At 72.7% G+C, this 15307-nt stretch carries 14 protein-coding genes and 2 tRNA genes; 4 read left to right on the forward strand and 12 right to left on the reverse strand.

Features of this window, described 5'->3' with window-relative positions:
- Window positions 1–214: 214 nt before the first annotated feature.
- Both ACTWP5_RS22490 and ACTWP5_RS22495 read right to left on the reverse strand, forming a co-directional pair.
- The gene (locus tag ACTWP5_RS22490) at window positions 215–697 is read right to left on the reverse strand and encodes a GNAT family N-acetyltransferase (RefSeq protein WP_443222954.1); all 483 of its coding nucleotides are present in this window, start codon (window positions 695–697) and stop codon (window positions 215–217) included.
- Between the two features lie 41 nt (window positions 698–738).
- Window positions 739–1698, reverse strand: coding sequence for an aldo/keto reductase (locus ACTWP5_RS22495; RefSeq protein ID WP_443222872.1), 960 nt, complete (start codon window positions 1696–1698; stop codon window positions 739–741).
- A 69-nt stretch (window positions 1699–1767) separates the two neighbouring features.
- On the opposite strand from ACTWP5_RS22495, the gene ACTWP5_RS22500 reads away from it, so the two are divergent.
- Together ACTWP5_RS22500 and ACTWP5_RS22505 are read left to right on the forward strand one after the other, a co-directional pair.
- On the forward strand, window positions 1768–2628 hold the full coding sequence (locus ACTWP5_RS22500; RefSeq protein ID WP_443222873.1) for an alpha/beta fold hydrolase: 861 nt from the start codon (window positions 1768–1770) through the stop codon (window positions 2626–2628).
- Between the two features lie 313 nt (window positions 2629–2941).
- Window positions 2942–3637, forward strand: coding sequence for a hypothetical protein (locus ACTWP5_RS22505; protein WP_443222874.1), 696 nt, complete (start codon window positions 2942–2944; stop codon window positions 3635–3637).
- A 92-nt stretch (window positions 3638–3729) separates the two neighbouring features.
- Here ACTWP5_RS22505 and arfA read toward each other — a convergent pair whose 3' ends face one another.
- The 10 genes from arfA to ACTWP5_RS22555 form a co-directional block, all read right to left on the reverse strand.
- On the reverse strand, window positions 3730–5259 hold the full coding sequence (gene arfA / locus ACTWP5_RS22510; protein WP_443222875.1) for an arabinosylfuranosidase ArfA: 1530 nt from the start codon (window positions 5257–5259) through the stop codon (window positions 3730–3732).
- Between the two features lie 123 nt (window positions 5260–5382).
- Window positions 5383–6243: a carbohydrate ABC transporter permease gene (locus ACTWP5_RS22515; RefSeq protein WP_443222876.1), complete on the reverse strand. Its 861-nt coding sequence runs from the start codon at window positions 6241–6243 to the stop codon at window positions 5383–5385.
- Window positions 6240–7205 (reverse strand): carbohydrate ABC transporter permease, encoded by a 966-nt coding sequence (locus ACTWP5_RS22520; protein ID WP_443222877.1) that lies wholly within the window; start codon window positions 7203–7205, stop codon window positions 6240–6242. Before ACTWP5_RS22520 ends, ACTWP5_RS22515 begins: the two co-directional genes overlap by 4 nt.
- A complete protein-coding gene (locus ACTWP5_RS22525) occupies window positions 7202–8548 on the reverse strand; it encodes an extracellular solute-binding protein (RefSeq protein WP_443222878.1) in 1347 nt (448 codons plus the stop codon). Before ACTWP5_RS22525 ends, ACTWP5_RS22520 begins: the two co-directional genes overlap by 4 nt.
- Before the next feature lie 234 nt (window positions 8549–8782).
- The gene (locus ACTWP5_RS22530; protein WP_443222879.1) at window positions 8783–9802 is read right to left on the reverse strand and encodes a carbohydrate ABC transporter permease; all 1020 of its coding nucleotides are present in this window, start codon (window positions 9800–9802) and stop codon (window positions 8783–8785) included.
- Window positions 9799–10731, reverse strand: coding sequence for a carbohydrate ABC transporter permease (locus ACTWP5_RS22535; protein WP_443222880.1), 933 nt, complete (start codon window positions 10729–10731; stop codon window positions 9799–9801). The genes ACTWP5_RS22530 and ACTWP5_RS22535 overlap by 4 nt, the downstream gene beginning before the upstream one ends.
- Window positions 10728–12071 (reverse strand): extracellular solute-binding protein, encoded by a 1344-nt coding sequence (locus ACTWP5_RS22540; RefSeq protein WP_443222881.1) that lies wholly within the window; start codon window positions 12069–12071, stop codon window positions 10728–10730. Before ACTWP5_RS22540 ends, ACTWP5_RS22535 begins: the two co-directional genes overlap by 4 nt.
- 314 nt (window positions 12072–12385) lie before the next feature.
- Window positions 12386–13243: an SMP-30/gluconolactonase/LRE family protein gene (locus ACTWP5_RS22545; protein ID WP_443222882.1), complete on the reverse strand. Its 858-nt coding sequence runs from the start codon at window positions 13241–13243 to the stop codon at window positions 12386–12388.
- Window positions 13244–13348: 105 nt separating this feature from the next.
- On the reverse strand, window positions 13349–14128 hold the full coding sequence (locus ACTWP5_RS22550; RefSeq protein WP_443222883.1) for an IclR family transcriptional regulator: 780 nt from the start codon (window positions 14126–14128) through the stop codon (window positions 13349–13351).
- A gap of 278 nt (window positions 14129–14406) precedes the next feature.
- Complete coding sequence (locus ACTWP5_RS22555; protein WP_443222884.1) at window positions 14407–14718, reverse strand: hypothetical protein; 312 nt, start codon at window positions 14716–14718, stop codon at window positions 14407–14409.
- 210 nt (window positions 14719–14928) lie between these two features.
- Here ACTWP5_RS22555 and ACTWP5_RS22560 point away from each other — a divergent pair.
- A tRNA-Asn gene (locus ACTWP5_RS22560) sits at window positions 14929–15001 on the forward strand.
- Between the two features lie 210 nt (window positions 15002–15211).
- Window positions 15212–15285 (forward strand) — tRNA-Ile (locus tag ACTWP5_RS22565).
- The last annotated feature ends 22 nt before the right edge of the window (window positions 15286–15307 follow it).

Genomic DNA, 15307 nt, shown 5'->3' on the forward strand with positions numbered 1-15307 from the left:
TGGCGCACACCCCTCCAACAGAGCATCCAGGCCTTCCTCACCGGCACGGGCAACGGCCCCGGCGAGATACGGATCTCCTCCCGCGACAACCCACAGCGGATGTGGAACTGGCAGACCCCGAACCTGAGCTGACCCGTCGGCTCTCCGCTCCGACCCCGGGGCCCGGCGTGCGCGCGCCGGGCCCCGGCCTGTTCGCGTCGGCTCCGGGACCGGGTCAGCCGTGGAGGGCGTCGAGGCTGTCGCGGGCGTCGAGGTGGAGCTTCATGCCCTCGTGGGTGGCGCGGAAGCCGAGGCGCTCGTAGAAGCGGTGCGCGTCGGCGCGCGCCTTGTTGCTCGTCAGCTGGACGCGGACGCAGCCGCGGGCGCGGGCCTGGCCGAGGGCCCAGCGCATCATGTGCTCGCCGACGCCCCTCCTCCGCAGCCGCCGGTCCACGCGGACGGCCTCGACCATCGCCACCGGCGTGCCCCGACGCGTCAGGTACGGCACGAACGACAGCTGGAGCGTGCCGACGACCGCTCCGTCGAGCTCGGCGACGGCCAGCAGCTGGCCGGGGTCGGCGTCGATGCGTTCGAACGCCTCGACGTAGACGCGCGGCACCGGATCGCCGGGCCCGATCTCGACCTCGGGCGCGGGGAGCGCGTCCTGGGACAGCAGGTGCAGCACGGCCGCCAGGTCGGCGTGCCGCGCCCGCCGCATCACGGGGGCGGGCGTCGGGGGCGGGGCCGGCCGGGGCACGGCTAGGCCGAGGCGTCGGTCAGGAGGGCGAGCTCCGCCTCGCTGAGCTCCAACGTCGCCGAGGCGAGCAGGGCGGGGAGCTGTTCGGGGGTGCGGGCGCTGGCGATGGGCGCGACGACCCCGGGCTGGGCCGTGAGCCAGGCCAGCGCGACGGAGGCGAGCTCGGCGCCGTGGGCGGACGCCACCTCGTCGAGGGCCGCGAGGACCTTCCGGCCGCGCTCGGTCTGGAGGTGCTTGGCGGCGCCGCCGGCCCGCGCGCTCGTCACCGAGTCGACGGTCTCGGGCCGGTACTTGCCGGTGAGGAAGCCGGAGGCGAGGGCGTAGTACGGCAGCACGGCCAGGCCGTACCGCTCGGCGATGGCCTGGCGCTCACCCTCGTAGGTGTCGCGGGAGACGAGGCTGTAGTGGGGCTGGAGGGCGACGTAGCGGGCCAGGCCCTCGCGCTCGGAGAAGGCCAGGGACGCTTCCAGCCGCTTGGGGCTGATGTTGGAGACGGCGACGGCGCGCACCTTGCCCTCGCGGACGAGCTCGTCGAGGGCGGTGACGATGTCCTCGACGGGGACGGACTCGTCGTCGAAGTGGGTGTAGTAGAGGTCGATGTGGTCGGTGCCCAGGCGGCGCAGGGACGCCTCGGCCGCCCCCTTGATGGTGGCCGGGGCCAGCCCGGTGAAGTCGGGGTGGCGGGCGACCTTGGTGGCGACGACGATGTCGGAGCGGTTGCGGCGCGAGGCCAGCCACTCGCCGATGATCGTCTCCGACTCGCCGCCGCTGTTGCCGGGGACCCAGGCCGAGTAGGAGTCGGCCGTGTCGAGGAAGTTGCCGCCGGCCTCGGCGTAGGCGTCGAGTACGGCGAAGGACTGGTCACGGTCGGCGGTCCAGCCGAAGACGTTGCCGCCGAGGTTGAGGGGGAAGACGGTGAGGTCGGAGCTGCCGAGGGGGCGCGGTGTCGTCGTGGTCGTCACGCCTGGGACCCTAACCCGGCCGACCGACGTACGCCGATGAGTTTCGTCACCGGCCGGGGTCATTCCCGTATGACGAAGAGGACGATCCACGCGCGTGACGTCGAGCTGTGCGTCGAGACCTTCGGCCGGACCGGCGATCCGGCGCTGCTGCTGATCGCGGGGGCGGCGGCCTCGATGGACTGGTGGGACACGGAGCTGTGCGCGCGGCTGGCGGCGGGCGGACGCCTCGTCGTGCGGTACGACCACCGCGACACCGGGCAGTCCACGGCGTACGAGGCGGGGGCGCCGCCGTACACCGGCGCCGACCTGGTGGCCGACGCCGTCGGGGTGCTGGACGCGCTCGGCCTGCGCGAGGCGCACCTGGTGGGGATCTCGATGGGCGGGGCGATCGCGCAGGAGGTCGCGCTGGGGCACCCGGGCCGGGTGGCCACGCTGACGCTGCTGTCGACCAGCCCGGCCGTGCCGGTGGACGCGGAGCTGCCGCCGATGGCCGAGCGGCTCCGCGCGGTCTTCGAGGAGCCGGCGCCTGACCCCGACTGGTCGGACCGCGAGGCCGTCATCGACCACCTCGTCGCGGCCGAGCGTTCCTTCGCGGGCACGTGGCCGTGGGAGGAGGAACGGGTGCGGGCGCTGGCGGGTCGCGTGGTGGACCGGACGAGGGACATGGCGGCCAGCGCGCACAACCACTGGGTGCTGGACCGTGGGCCGACGACGCGGCGCCGGCTCGCGGAGGTGACGGCGCCGACGCTGGTGCTGCACGGCACGCACGACCCGCTGTTCCCGCTGGGCCACGGGGAGGTGCTGGCCACGGAGATACCGCGGGCGCGGCTGGTGCCGCTGCCGGGGGTGGGGCACCAGGTGCCGCCGGTGGCGCTGTGGGACCTGGTGGTCGCCGAGATCCTCCGCCACACCGGCGCGGAGCGGACCTGAGGCGGGCGCGTCGCCGGCCGCCGGGTCGGCGGCCGAGGGACCCGTGGGGCGCCGTGGGCCGGCGTGCGCCCGCGCGCGAGGGCCGACGGCCGGGTCCGGGGTCCTCGATGCCCCGGGCTCGGCGTCGGAGCGGCGTCGGGGCGACGTCGGCGGCCTGACGCCCGCTCGGGCTGCTCCCGCATGCCGTCTGATGAGGGCACATAAAGGTGGCATAAGAATCACGGAGGAGTGTGTAAGCCATTGCGGCGGCGCATTGGAGTGTTCTCGTGCCGCGTGTCGTTCATACTCAGGAGTGATCCGTAGCGTTATCGACATGACGGACAGTGAAATCAGCCGAAGGATCGTCGTGCTCGGGGCGTCGAGCCTCGCAGGGGTCGCGCTCGCCGGGCAGGGCGCCGCACACGCCAGCCCGCTCCCCACCACGCCGGACGCCGGCGGCTCCCCGACGGGAGGCGACGAGCCGTACGAGCTCGCACGCGGCACCATCGCGCGGGCGCACCCGCTCGACGACGCGCTGGTGCGCACGGACCTCAGGGAGGGCAGACCGGGTGTGCCGCTCGCGCTGCGGCTGCGGGTCCAGGACTCCGGCAGCCGCCGGGCCTCGGTCGTCGGCGCCGTGGTGGAGCTGTGGAGCTGCGACGCCACCGGACGGTACGCGACGGGCCGCGAGAGCCACCTGCGCGGCGCCCAGGTCGCGAACGGCGCCGGGCTCGTGGCGTTCACCACCATCGTGCCCGGCTGGCGGCCCGGACGCGCGCCGCACGTCCACGTCGTGGTGCACGGCGAGGACACCATCCACGCGGGCCAGCTCTTCCTCGACGACGCGGTGGTGGCCGAGGCCCACCGGCACAGGGCGTACGCGGACCGGCCGGGGCGGCCCGTCGCGCTGGCCGACGACCCGGTCTACGGCGGTGGCGGCGCCCGGGACGGGCTGGTGACGGTGGAGCGGGCGTCCGGCGGGCGCGCGGCCGGGTACGTCGGCGGCCTCACGCTCGCCGTCGCCCGCTGAGCCGGCAGGGGCGGCACGGCTCAGCGGGCGGTCCCGGCGTGGGGCGTCCCGGCGCGGGGCGGACCCCGCACCGGGAGCCGGGGCGCGGGGCGTTACGGCGCGAGGCGGATGACGTTCCAGGAGAGCGGCTCCAGCGTCGCCGCGAGCCGCTCCCCCGCGAGCGTCGTGCCCTCGCCCTCGTGGGGCGCGACCCGCGTCTGCTCGGCCCGGGTGTTCCGCGCGTCCGGGTCGGCGTCGGCGAGCACGCTGTGCTCGACCACCCGCGTCAGGTCCAGGCCCCGCAGCGTGACCTCCAGTGGCAGCGGCGCCGTCTGGTGGCGGTTCACGGCGAACACCGTCACCTCCCCCGTCTCCTCGTCACGCACCGCCGTGGCGTGGAGCAGCGGCACCTCGCCGAAGCGCCGCGTGGCGTGCGTCGGGCCCTCCGGGCGCACGTCGAGGACGGTGCCGCGCCCGTACCGGGAGGCCTGCGCGAACGGGAAGAACGTCGTCTGCCGCCAGGCCGCGCCGCCGGGCTCGGTCGCGATGGGCGCGATGACGTTGACCAGCTGGGCGAGGCAGGCGATCTTGACGCGGTCGGCGTGGCGCAGCAGCGCGATGAGGAGCGAGCCGAAGACGACGGCGTCGGTGACGCTGTAGTTGTCCTCCAGCAGGCGGGGCGCCTCGGCCCAGTCCTCCGCGGGCGGGGCGTCGGGGTCGAGCTGGGGGCAGTCCCCGGACTGGTACCAGACGTTCCACTCGTCGAAGGAGAGGTTGACGCGCCGGTCCGACTTCAGCCGGGCGCCCACGTGGTCGCAGGTCGCGACGACGTTCTCGATGAACGACTCGGTGTCGACGGCGGAGGCGAGGAAGGAGTCCCGGTCCCCGTCGGTCTCCTGGTAGTAGGCGTGCAGGGAGATGTGGTCCACCAGCTCGTAGGCGTGGGTGAGGACCGTGGCCTCCCAGCTGGCGAACGTCGCCATGCCCTGGTTGGAGCTGCCGCAGGCGACGAGTTCGACGCCGGGGTCGATCTGGCGCATGGCGCGGGCCGTCTCGGCGGCCAGCCTGCCGTACTCGGCGGCGGTCTTGTGGCCGGTCTGCCAGGGGCCGTCCAGCTCGTTGCCCAGGCACCACAGCCGGATGCCGTACGGCTCGGCGTCGCCGTGGGCGGCGCGGAGCTCGGAGCGCTCGGTGCCGCCCGGGTGGTTGGCGTACTCCTGGAGCGCGAGGGCCTCGGCGACGCCGCGGGTGCCGAGGTTGAGCGCCATCATCGGCTCGGCGTCGACCTTGCGGGCGAAGTCCATGAACTCGCCGAGTCCGAACGCGTTGGACTCCGTGGAGCGCCAGGCCAGGTCGAGGCGGCGGGGGCGGGCGTCCTTCGGCCCGACGCCGTCCTCCCACTGGTAGCCGGAGACGAAGTTCCCGCCGGGGTAGCGCACGACGCTCACGCCGAGCTCGCGGACGAGGTCGAGCACGTCGGTCCGCAGGCCGGCGTCGTCGGCGGTCGGGTGCCCCGGCTCGTAGATGCCGGTGTACACGCACCGCCCCAGGTGCTCGACGAAGGAGCCGAAGAGGCGGGGATCGACCTTCGAGACGGCGAAGGCCGGATCGAGGGTGAAGTGGGCGGCGACTGGGTTGTTCATGGGGTTCCTCGGGTGTCCTTACGGGCGGGTGTGCCGTTCGTCGGATCGGGATCGGGATCGGGATCGGGATCGTGGTCGGGGTGGGGCCGGGTGAGGCGCACTGCGCGGAATCACTGCCCGGGATCACTGCCCGGCAATGCCGGTGTGGGCGACGCCTCGGACGATCTGACGCTGGAAGAAGACGAAGACGACCAGCAGCGGCAGCGCGGCCAGCAGCGCGGCGGCCATGAGCTGGGCCCACCGGATGCCGAACGAGGACTGCACGGTCGCCAGGCCCACCGGCAACGTGGCGAGGTCCGGGTCGGTGGTCACCAGGTAGGGCCACATGAAGTTGTTCCACGACACGATGAAGGTGAAGATCGACACGGCCGCCAGCACCGGGCGGGACAGCGGCAGCACCACCTGGAAGAAGATCCGCCACCGCCCGGCGCCGTCGAGGCAGGCCGCCTCCTCCAGTTCGCGGGGGATGGCGAGGAAGAAGCGGTAGAGGATGAAGACCATGGCCGGGGCCGCGACCTGCGGCAGGATCACGCCCCAGTAGGTGTCGACCAGGCCGAGGGCCCGCATCTCGGTGAAGAGCGGCGCCGTGATGACGGTGCCGGGCACCATGATCCCGGCGAGGGTGAGCCCGAGCAGCGCCCTGCGGTACCGGAAGGTGGTGCGGGCGAAGCCGTAGGCGGCGAGCGTCGAGACGGCCAGCGTCAGGACCGTGACGCCGGTGGAGACGATCGCCGAGTTGAGCAGCCACTTGGGGATGTCGCCCTCGCCGAGCACGCTGCGGTACGCGTCGAGGTTCATGTTCGACTGGATCCACTTCAGCGGCAGCAGCTGGGTGTCGGCCTCCGGCTTGAGGGAGGTCGACAGCGCCCAGCCGAAGGGGACGAGCCACAGCGCGGCCAGCACGCTGGCGACGGCGGTGAGCGCGATCTGGCCGGCGTTGCGCCGCAGCCGGATTCGCAGGCTCACGGGGGAGGTGCCGTTCACGGGGTGCTCTCCTCTCGGCGACGCACCATCCACAGGCGCAGCAGGGTGACGGTGACGACCAGGACGAAGACGATGTAGGAGATGGCCGAGGCGTAGCCGATCCGGTAGCCGGTGAAGCCCTGGTAGATGACGTACTGCACCACCGGCCGGGTCTCGTTGTTCGGCCCGCCCTCGGTGATCAGGAAGATCTGGTCGAAGACCTGGAGCGAGGCGAGGATCTGGAGGATGACGACGAGGCCGGTGATGTTGCGCAGCATCGGGATCGTGATGTGCCACATCCGCTTCAACGGGCCCGCGCCGTCGAGCGCCGCGGCCTCGTGGAGGTGCTCGGGGATGGCCTGGAGCGCGGCGAGGTAGAGCAGGTAGCTGAAGCCGACCGTCCACCACAGGGTGGTCAGGACCACGGAGAACATCGCCCAGTCCCCGTCGAGCAGCCAGGGCGTGCGGTGGTTGGTGGCGTTGTTGATGAGCCCGAAGTCGGGTTCGTAGAGCCAGCGCCACATGTCGGAGACGACGGCGGAGGGCAGCAGGAAGGGCGCGAAGAACGCCAGCCGCCAGAACCACCTGCCGCGCCGGATGTGGTGGGTCAGGAGCGCGAGGCCGAGGGCCGTCACCACGATGAGGGGCGTGACCATGGCGGTGAACCGGAGGGTGTTGCCGAGCGCGTCCCACATCTGGTCGTCGCCCAGGGCCTCGCGGTAGTTGTCGAGTCCGACGAACTCGGTGTCGATGCCGGCGAGGTTGGTCTCGTTGAGGCTGTACCACAGGCCGGAGACGAGCGGCCAGACGAGGAAGAGGCCGTAGACCAGGAGGAAGGGCGCGACGAACCAGCCGCCGTGCTGGAAGACCCGCCCGAGGCGCGGCCGGAGCCCGGCCTCGTGCCCGCGCGGGACGGCCGGAGGGGCGGCGGGGACGGCGGAGGCGCCGGCGGGCGTGCCGGGGCTGGCCGTGGTGGTGCTCATCGGTCGGCACCTCCTTCACCGAAGGGGTTGCGGGTGGCGAGCAGGTCGGCGAGGGCCGAGCGGATGCGGCGGACCCCCTCGGCGGGGGTGACGGTGCCCATGGCGGCGGCGGAGAGGTGGACGCCGACGTCGATGTGGAGGCGGGAGGAGGTGCCGGCGAACCAGGCGGGCGGGTCGAAGGCGGCGATGTCCATGGCGGAGCGGTACTCCGCCTGCGGTTGCAGCGCGAGGAAGTCCGGGTCCTGGTGGACCGGCAGGTACGCCGGGACGTGGCTGGCCTCGGCCCAGGCGAGGCTGTGGCGGACCAGCCAGGACAGCAGCAGGTGGGCCGCCTCGTTGGCGGTGCCGCCCCGGCCCTCCTGGTGGGGCAGGACCAGCACGTGGGACTCGGCCTGGGTGGCGGGCTGGCCGAAGAGGGTGGGGTAGGGGCGGGCGCCGAAGTCGAGGCCGGCGGTCTGGAAGTTGACGACAAGCCAGTTCCCGAAGAAGACGAAGCCGCCGCCGTTGACGAGGTAGCCGACGAGGTCCTGGCCCGGGATGGCGTACTCCTCGGCGACGAGGCGGGCGAAGAACGCCAGCACCTCCTCGGCGCGGTCGTCGTCGAGGGTGATCTCGGTGGCGTCCTCGCTGAGGATGGTGCCGCCGGTCTGCTGGTAGAGGCCGAGGAAGCTCCACCAGCACTCCTCGGGCATCAGCGCGTTCCAGCCGAGCGGGGAGGTGCCGATGGCCTCGCGGACGGCGTCGAGCACGTCGAGGAACTGCTCGGTCCCGTTGATCTCGACGAGGTGGCCGTCGGCGTCGAGGACGCCGGCGGGCTCGACGGCGGCGCGGTTGTAGTAGAGCGTCGAGGGGTGGATGTCCAACGGCAGCCCGTACAGCTCGCCGTCGATCGTCGCCCGGTCCCACAGCTCGGGGGTGAAGTCCTCGCGGCGCACGCCGTGGGAGGCCAGCAGCGTGGTGTCCAGCGGGTCCAGCAGCCGCCCGGGGGCGAAGCCGGCGAGCCGGCCGAGGTGCAGGACGCCGACGTCGGGCGCGCGGCCACCGGCCCCCGCCATCGCGAGCTTGGTGTAGTAGCGGTCGCCCCAGGCGAGGGTGGTGTCCTCGACGGCGATCCCGGGGTGCTCCTCGCGGAACGCGTCGAGCATGGCGCGCATGTTGGCGCCGTCGCCGCCGCTGAAGAGGTTCCAGAACTGGATGCGGTCGGCGCCGCCGGCGAGGTCGGCGGGTGAGCCGCAGCCGGCGGTCGCGCCCAGGGCGGCGAGCGCGCCGAGGCCGGCGGCGTCGCGGAGCAGGCGGCGCCGGCTCAGCGGGGGGCGCGGAGGCCGTGGGAGGGAGGGAGGCATGCGGCTCGCTCCTTGGCTGGTGGTCGGTGGGGCTTCGGCGGGGGGACACGTGCGGACACGACCGCCCGGTGGGTGCGGGTGGACCGGTGGCGGGGCGGACGGACGTGGCGAACGACGCCGCCCGGCATGCGTTCGACATGCCGGACGGCGATCGAACTTGCGAACGCAGCGACCGTAGGGCGTGACCGAAGCCCGGTCAACAGGTATGACAGCGCTTGCTATGAAACGTTTCGATCACTGCCCGGCGAGGCCGGTGTGGGCGATGCCCCGGACGATCTGGCGCTGGAAGAAGACGAAGACGACCAGCAGCGGCAGCCCGCCAAGGATCACCGAGGCCATCACGGTGGCGTAGCGGACCCCGTAGGTGGACTGGACGTTGACGAGGCCCACGGGCAGCGTCATGCCGCCGGGGTCGGTGGTGACCAGGAACGGCCACAGGAAGTTGTTCCACGTCTGGATGAAGGTGAAGATCCCGACGGCCGCCAGCACCGGCCGCGAGAGCGGCACCACGATCTGCCAGAACACCCGCCAGCGCCCCGCGCCGTCGACGTAGGCCGCCTCCTCCAGCTCCAGTGGCAGCCCCTCGAAGAACTTCACCAGGATGAAGACCATGGCGGGTACGGCGACCTGCGGCAGGATCACGCCCCAGTAGGTGTCGACCAGGCCGAGCGCCACCATCTCGGCGAAGAGCGGGGCCATCAGCACCTGCGGCGGCACCATGATGCCGGCCAGCACCAGCCCGTAGAGCACCTTCTGGCCCCGGAAGCGGGTGCGGGCGAAGCCGTAGGCCGCCATGGCGGTGAGCGCGACGGTGAGCAGGGTGGTCATGGAGGCGATGTAGGCGGTGTTGAACAGCCAGCGCGTCAGGTCCCCGGACTCCCACACGCCGCGGTAGGCGTCGAAGGTGATCTCCGATCCCAACCAGTGCAGGCCCGTCCTGGTGGTCTCCGCCTCGGGCTTGAGGGAGATCGCCAGCGCCCAGAGCAGCGGCAACACCCACAGCAGGGCCAGCACGAGGGCGCAGGCCAGCAGCGCGATCCGGCCACGGGTCCACCGCGCCCGGCGCCCGGAGTCGTCGTCCTCCTCCCGGGGCGCGAGGACGCGCCACACCGCGCGGACCGCCCCCTGGACGGCGCGCCGCGAGCGTTCCGACCCGGCCGCGCCGGGGTCACGGGCGCCCACGGTGTCGGTGCTGTCCACGGTGCCCGCGGCGGCCGCGGCGCCTGGGGTGCCTGGGGTGGTGGTGCTGCTCATGATCCGTTCTCCTCCCGGGCACGGCGGGTCAGCCGCAGATGGATCAGCGAGACGATGACGATCAGGACGAAGAAGATGTAGGAGATGGCCGAGGCGTAGCCGATCCGGTAGCCGGTGAAGCCCTGCTGGTAGACGTACTGGAGGATCGGCCGCGTCGACTCGTCGGGCCCGCCGCCGGTCATGATGTACACCTGGTCGAAGATCTTCAGCGAGGCCAGCAGCTGGAGCACCACCACCACGACGGTGGTGCGCTGGAGCATCGGCAGGGTGACGTGACGCAGCCGGCGCCAGGCCCCGGCGCCGTCGAGCTCGGCGGCCTCGTAGAGGTGACGGGGGATCGCCTGGAGCGCGGCGAGGTAGAGCAGGAAGTTGAAGCCGACCGTCCACCAGACCGTGGTCAGGACGATGGACAGCATCGCGTAGCGGGTCTCGGTGAGCCAGCCGATGCCGGGGTCGAGGCCGATGCGGGTCAGCAGCTGGTCGGCGAAGCCGAAGTCGGCCGGGTAGATCACCCACGCCCACAGCAGGCAGACGACGCCCGAGGGAAGGACGAAGGGCGCGAACCAGCTCAGCCGCCACAGCCAGCTGACGAAGCGGAGGTGGTGGGCGATGAGGGCGAGGCCGAGGCCCGCCAGGACGAGCGGCACGGTGGACAGCAGCGTGAACCACACCGTGTTCCACAGGGAGGACCACACCTCGGGATCCCGCAGGGCCTCGGCGTAGTTGTCCAGACCGACGTAGTCGGACTGGGTGCCGGCGACGTCGTTGTTGCCCAGGCTGATCCTGACGCCGTAGAGCAGCGGCCAGACGAGGAAGACGGCGTAGACCAGGAGGAAGGGAAGCGTGAAGACGAGACCGTGCTCGCTCCAGTGGCGGCGTATCGCGTGGGAGGCGCCCGGTGTCGGCTTCCGGGTGGCGACGGTCGTCATGCGGTCTCTCCGAAGGGGTTCGGGGTGTCCAGCAGGTCCTCGAGGCGTGACCTGGCCTCGGCCAACGCGTTCTCCGGGCTTCGGCTCCCGGTGAGGACGCCGGAGAAGACGGCGCTGAGTTCGATCCACATCGCGGAGGCCGAGCCGCCGAACCAGGCCGGCGGGTCGAGGGCCACGTCCTCGATGACCGAGCGGTACTCCGACTGCGGGGAGAGGGCGAGGTACTCGGGGTCGTCGAGGACGGGGAGGTAGGCCGGGACGTGGCCGCCGGCCGCCCAGTCGACGGAGTTCTTCAGCATCCAGGCGGTGAAGGCGTGGGCGGCCTCGTTCCCCGGGCCACCGCGGTCGGACTGGTGCGGCAGGACGAAGGAGTGGGCGTCGGCCTGGGCGGTGGGGCGGCCGAAGAGGTTCGGGACGCGGGTCATCGAGAACGGCAGGCCGGTGTTGGTGTAGGTGCTCACCTCCCACTCGCCGTTGAGGAAGAAGCCGGAGTCGCCGGCGGCGAAGACGCCGACGGTCCCCTGGTAGTCCACGCGCCGGGTGGCCAGCCCCTCCTCCGTCAGCGTCCGCATGAAGCGCAGGACCCGCATGACCTTCTCGTCGTCCAGCGTGATGCGGGTCGCGGTCTCGTCGAGGACGGTGCCGCCGGTCTGGGAGTAGAAGGTGGCGAACAGGCGCCAGGGGCCGATGGCCTCGCTGCCGAGGGTCTCGATGACCAGACCGGGCTGGCCCGTGACGTCGCGGATGGCGCGCAACGCGGCGAGGAAGGCGTCCGCGCCCTCGATGGGCAGCAGGCGCCCGTCGTCGCCGAGGAGGCCGGCCCGTTCGCAGACGTCGGTGTTGTAGTAGAGAACCATCGGGTGGGTGTCGAACGGGATGGCGTACTGCTGGCCGTCGATCCCGCCGCGCCGCCACAGGTCCTCGGGGAGGTCCTCCTCGGTGACGCCGTGTTCGGCGAGGAGGTCGAGGTCGAACGGGTCCAGCAGCCGGCCGGGCGCGAAGCCGGGCAGGCGGGTGAGGTGGATGACGGCGATCTCCGGGGCCCGGCCGCCGACGCCGGCCATGCCGAGCTTGGTGTAGTACGGGGCGCCCCACTGGAGGGTGGCGGCCTCCAGGTCGATGTCGGGGTGGCTCGCGCTGAACGCGTCGAGCATGCCCTTCATGTTGACGCCGTCGCCGCCGCCGAAGAGGTGCCAGTAGCGCAGCCGCGTCTTGCCGGGATCCGTGCGCGCGGGAGCGGCGCAGCCCACGGCGGAGGTGGTGGCCAGGGCACCGAGCCCGCCGACGGTGGCGAGGAGGCGGCGTCGGCTCGGCCCGCGAGGTGGTTCGGAAGGGGTCATACGGCCCGTCCTCGTCTGCGTGAGCCGCTCGTATCGCGACACGACGAAGAGTCGGTCGGGATATCGAACGTAGATCGTAAATACGAACAAGACGAAACGAGACCGTAGGTGTGACCCGGGTCACCGTCAACGGTTCGGACGGCACTCGTTGGAACTTGGTGGGAAATTCGGGGACGACGCGCCGCCGGTGACGCGCCGGTGAGCGCGGCACGGCAGCACGCGGCGGGCTCCCACGCCGCGAGGGTCGTGAGAGCCCGGAGAAGGGAGCGGCCGGCTGGTGGCGGCGGCGAGCCGCCTCCTGACCGGCCGTCAGCTCAGCCCGCGAACGCCGGCTGCGGCAGGCCCCGTCCCGCGTCGGGCAGCACGAGCACCGAGCCGGCCAGGGGTTCCCTACGGGGGTCGATGCCGACGCGGGCGGTGGTGATGTACAGGTCGGCCAGGCGCGGGCCGCCGAACGCGCAGGCCGTGGTGCGGCTGGCCGGCACGGTCACGGTGCGGTCCAGCTCCCCCTTCGGCGTGAAGCGACGCACCGCGCCGCCGTCCCAGAACGCCACCCAGACGCAGCCGTCCGCGTCCACCGTGAGGCCGTCGGGGAAGCCGGCGAACCCGGAGGTGTCCACCAGGGGACGGCGGTCGGTGATCCCCCGGCCGTCCTCGGTCAGGGTCAGCACGTCGACGCGGCGGGTGGGGGTGTCGACGTGGTAGACGAGGGTGCCGTCCGGGCTCCAGCCGGTGCCGTTGCTGGTGGTGACCGCCGGGAGCACCGTCGTCGTCTCGCCGTCGGGGGCGACCCGGTCCAGGGTGCCGCCGCCGGGCCCGTCGTCGTAGCGCATGCTGCCGGCCCAGAGGGAGCCGTCGGGCGCGACGGCCGCGTCGTTGCCCCGGCGGCCCGGCACGGGCGCGTGGCGCAGCCAGCGGAACGCGCCCGACGCGTCGTAGAGGCCGACGCCGTCGCGCAGGTTGACCACGAATCCGCCCGCCGCGCGCGGCTTGACCGCGCCGACGTGCTGCTCGGTGGTCATCACCGTGCGCCGGCCGCTGGCGGGGTCGAGGACGTGGATGCGGGAGGACAGGATGTCCACCCACAGCAGCCGCTGCCCCTCCGGGTCCCAGGTGGGCCCCTCCCCCAGCTGTGCCTCGGCCCGTATCGCGATCTCCAGCCCGTCGCTCACGGCGTTCTCCCGTTCTTCCCGGTGTGTGGCGTGTGGGGCTCCCGCGCCCCCGAGTGTCTCCCCCGACGCGCGCCGTCGCGGCGTTCGGGCCCCGTCGTCCGCCCGCTACGGGCGGGGGTGGTGGCCGAGCCGCTCCGAGAGCTGACTCGCGCCCTTGACCGCGAGCTCCGCCAGCTCGTCCTGGCGTTCGCCGCTCCAGCGCACCATCGGCACGGAGATGCTCAGCGCCGCCACCACGCGCCCGGAGCGGTCGCGCACGGGCGCCGCCACGCAGGAGACGTCGGGGTTGGACTCGCGCTGCTCCATCGCGACGCCCCGCTCCCTGATCTCCGCCAGGCGGCTGCGCAGCTCGTCGGGCGAGGTGATGGAGTTCGGCGTCATGGCGCGCAGCTCCTCGCCGCCGGGGGCGGGGAGGCGGGTGTCGAGGTCGTCGGGCGACAGGGAGGCGAGCAGCATCTTGCCGACCGCGGTGCAGTGCGCGGGCAGCCGGCGGCCCGCCGCCGAGACCATCCGCACCGCGTGGGTGCTGTCGACCTTGGCGATGTAGATGACGTCCACGTCCTCCAGGACGGCGACGTGCACCGTCTCACCGCAGGTCTCGGCGACGGCGCGGGCGACCTGGTGCCCCTCCGCCGCCAGGTCGAGCTGCTCGGCGTACCGGCTGCCGAGCTGGTACGTGCGCACGCCGAGCCGGTACCGTCCCGGCTGGCCGGGCACCGGCACCAGGTACGATCGCGCGGCGAGCGTGGTCACCAGCTCGTGAACGGTGGTGCGCGGCAGCTGAAGCCTGCGGGTGATCTCGGGGGCGGACAGTGTCCCGTCCCCGTCGAGAAACAGCTCGAGTATGTCCAACGCCCGACTCACCGCCGGCACGCGTCGCCCCATGTGCTGGTGCCCTGCCCTCCCCGACCTCTGACGCCGTTCGGCATGCCGACGGCCGATCGGCATGCCGAACACACGGTATCCGCCCGTACGCCGCCCGAGCAACGGTTCGGCTCGGGCGGCGCTCGTTCGGACTCGTGCGTGCGCCCGCGAGGACCGGCGCGTTCAGGCTCGGTCGGCTCCGTCGTTTCGGTCGACCTCGTCTCGGCCGGCGTTTCGCTCGACGTTCCGCCGACCCGGTCGATCGACTCGCTCCGGAAGCGGGGACCAGGGCGGGCCGCTCAGCTCGCGGCCTGCGCGCCGCCGTAGGACTCCGGTGGCGTGTCGCCCTCGCGGTACCGCCCCTCCACCGACCGCAGCTTCTCGACCACGGGGCCGGGGAGGCGGTCGCCGGCCTTGGTCGCGACGGCGCCGGCGGCGCGCGAGGCCGCCTGCCGGCCCGTCTGGGTCGCGGTGTCCATGGTGTTCCGGAAGGCGGGGTTGGCGCCCAGCCGGTGCGCCTGCTCCCGCATCTGCTCGTACCGCTCCCGCCCGGCCCGGGTACCGAGCACGTAGCCGACCGCGACTCCCGCGACAAACATGAGCTTGTGCATGGGATGCCCTTCCTTCCCTGTGCTTCCCTGGTACTTCACAGGTGCTCGTCCGACGCTCCCACGTCAGCCGCGCGCCTGCCGATCCGTGTCTCTCGCCTGCCCCGGGTAGCCTCGATTATGGATTTCGAAGCATCCCATCACATGCGCTAATCTATGGGCGGCAGCGCGGGCGTGCCCCCAACACCAGGGCGGCGGACCCGAGCGGAGCAGTCCCCTGTAGCTCAATTGGCAGAGCAGCCGGCTGTTAACCGGCAGGTTACTGGTTCGAGTCCAGTCGGGGGAGCAACGACGAAGGGCCCCGTCAGCGGGGCCCTTCGTCGTTTTTGTCTCCCCGCGTGCATCACCCGTCGCACACCGGGAACCGATCACCCCGTGCCCGCAGTCCTCGCCTACGTACGGCCACCGCCGGTCGCCCCCCGCGCCGGGCGGCAGATCGTATGAGCAGCTATGCTGCGGCAGACGGCGCGCACTGATGTGCGCGGCACGCCGTTACGGGGCGGTAGCTCAGCCGGTTAGAGCAACGGACTCATAATCCGTCGGCCGTGGGTTCGAGTCCCACCCGCCCCACTTCCCGCCCCGGCGGGAGGAA

It is taken from the genome of Streptomyces sp. 4N509B, from assembly GCF_052245655.1.
Taxonomy (GTDB): domain Bacteria; phylum Actinomycetota; class Actinomycetes; order Streptomycetales; family Streptomycetaceae; genus Streptomyces.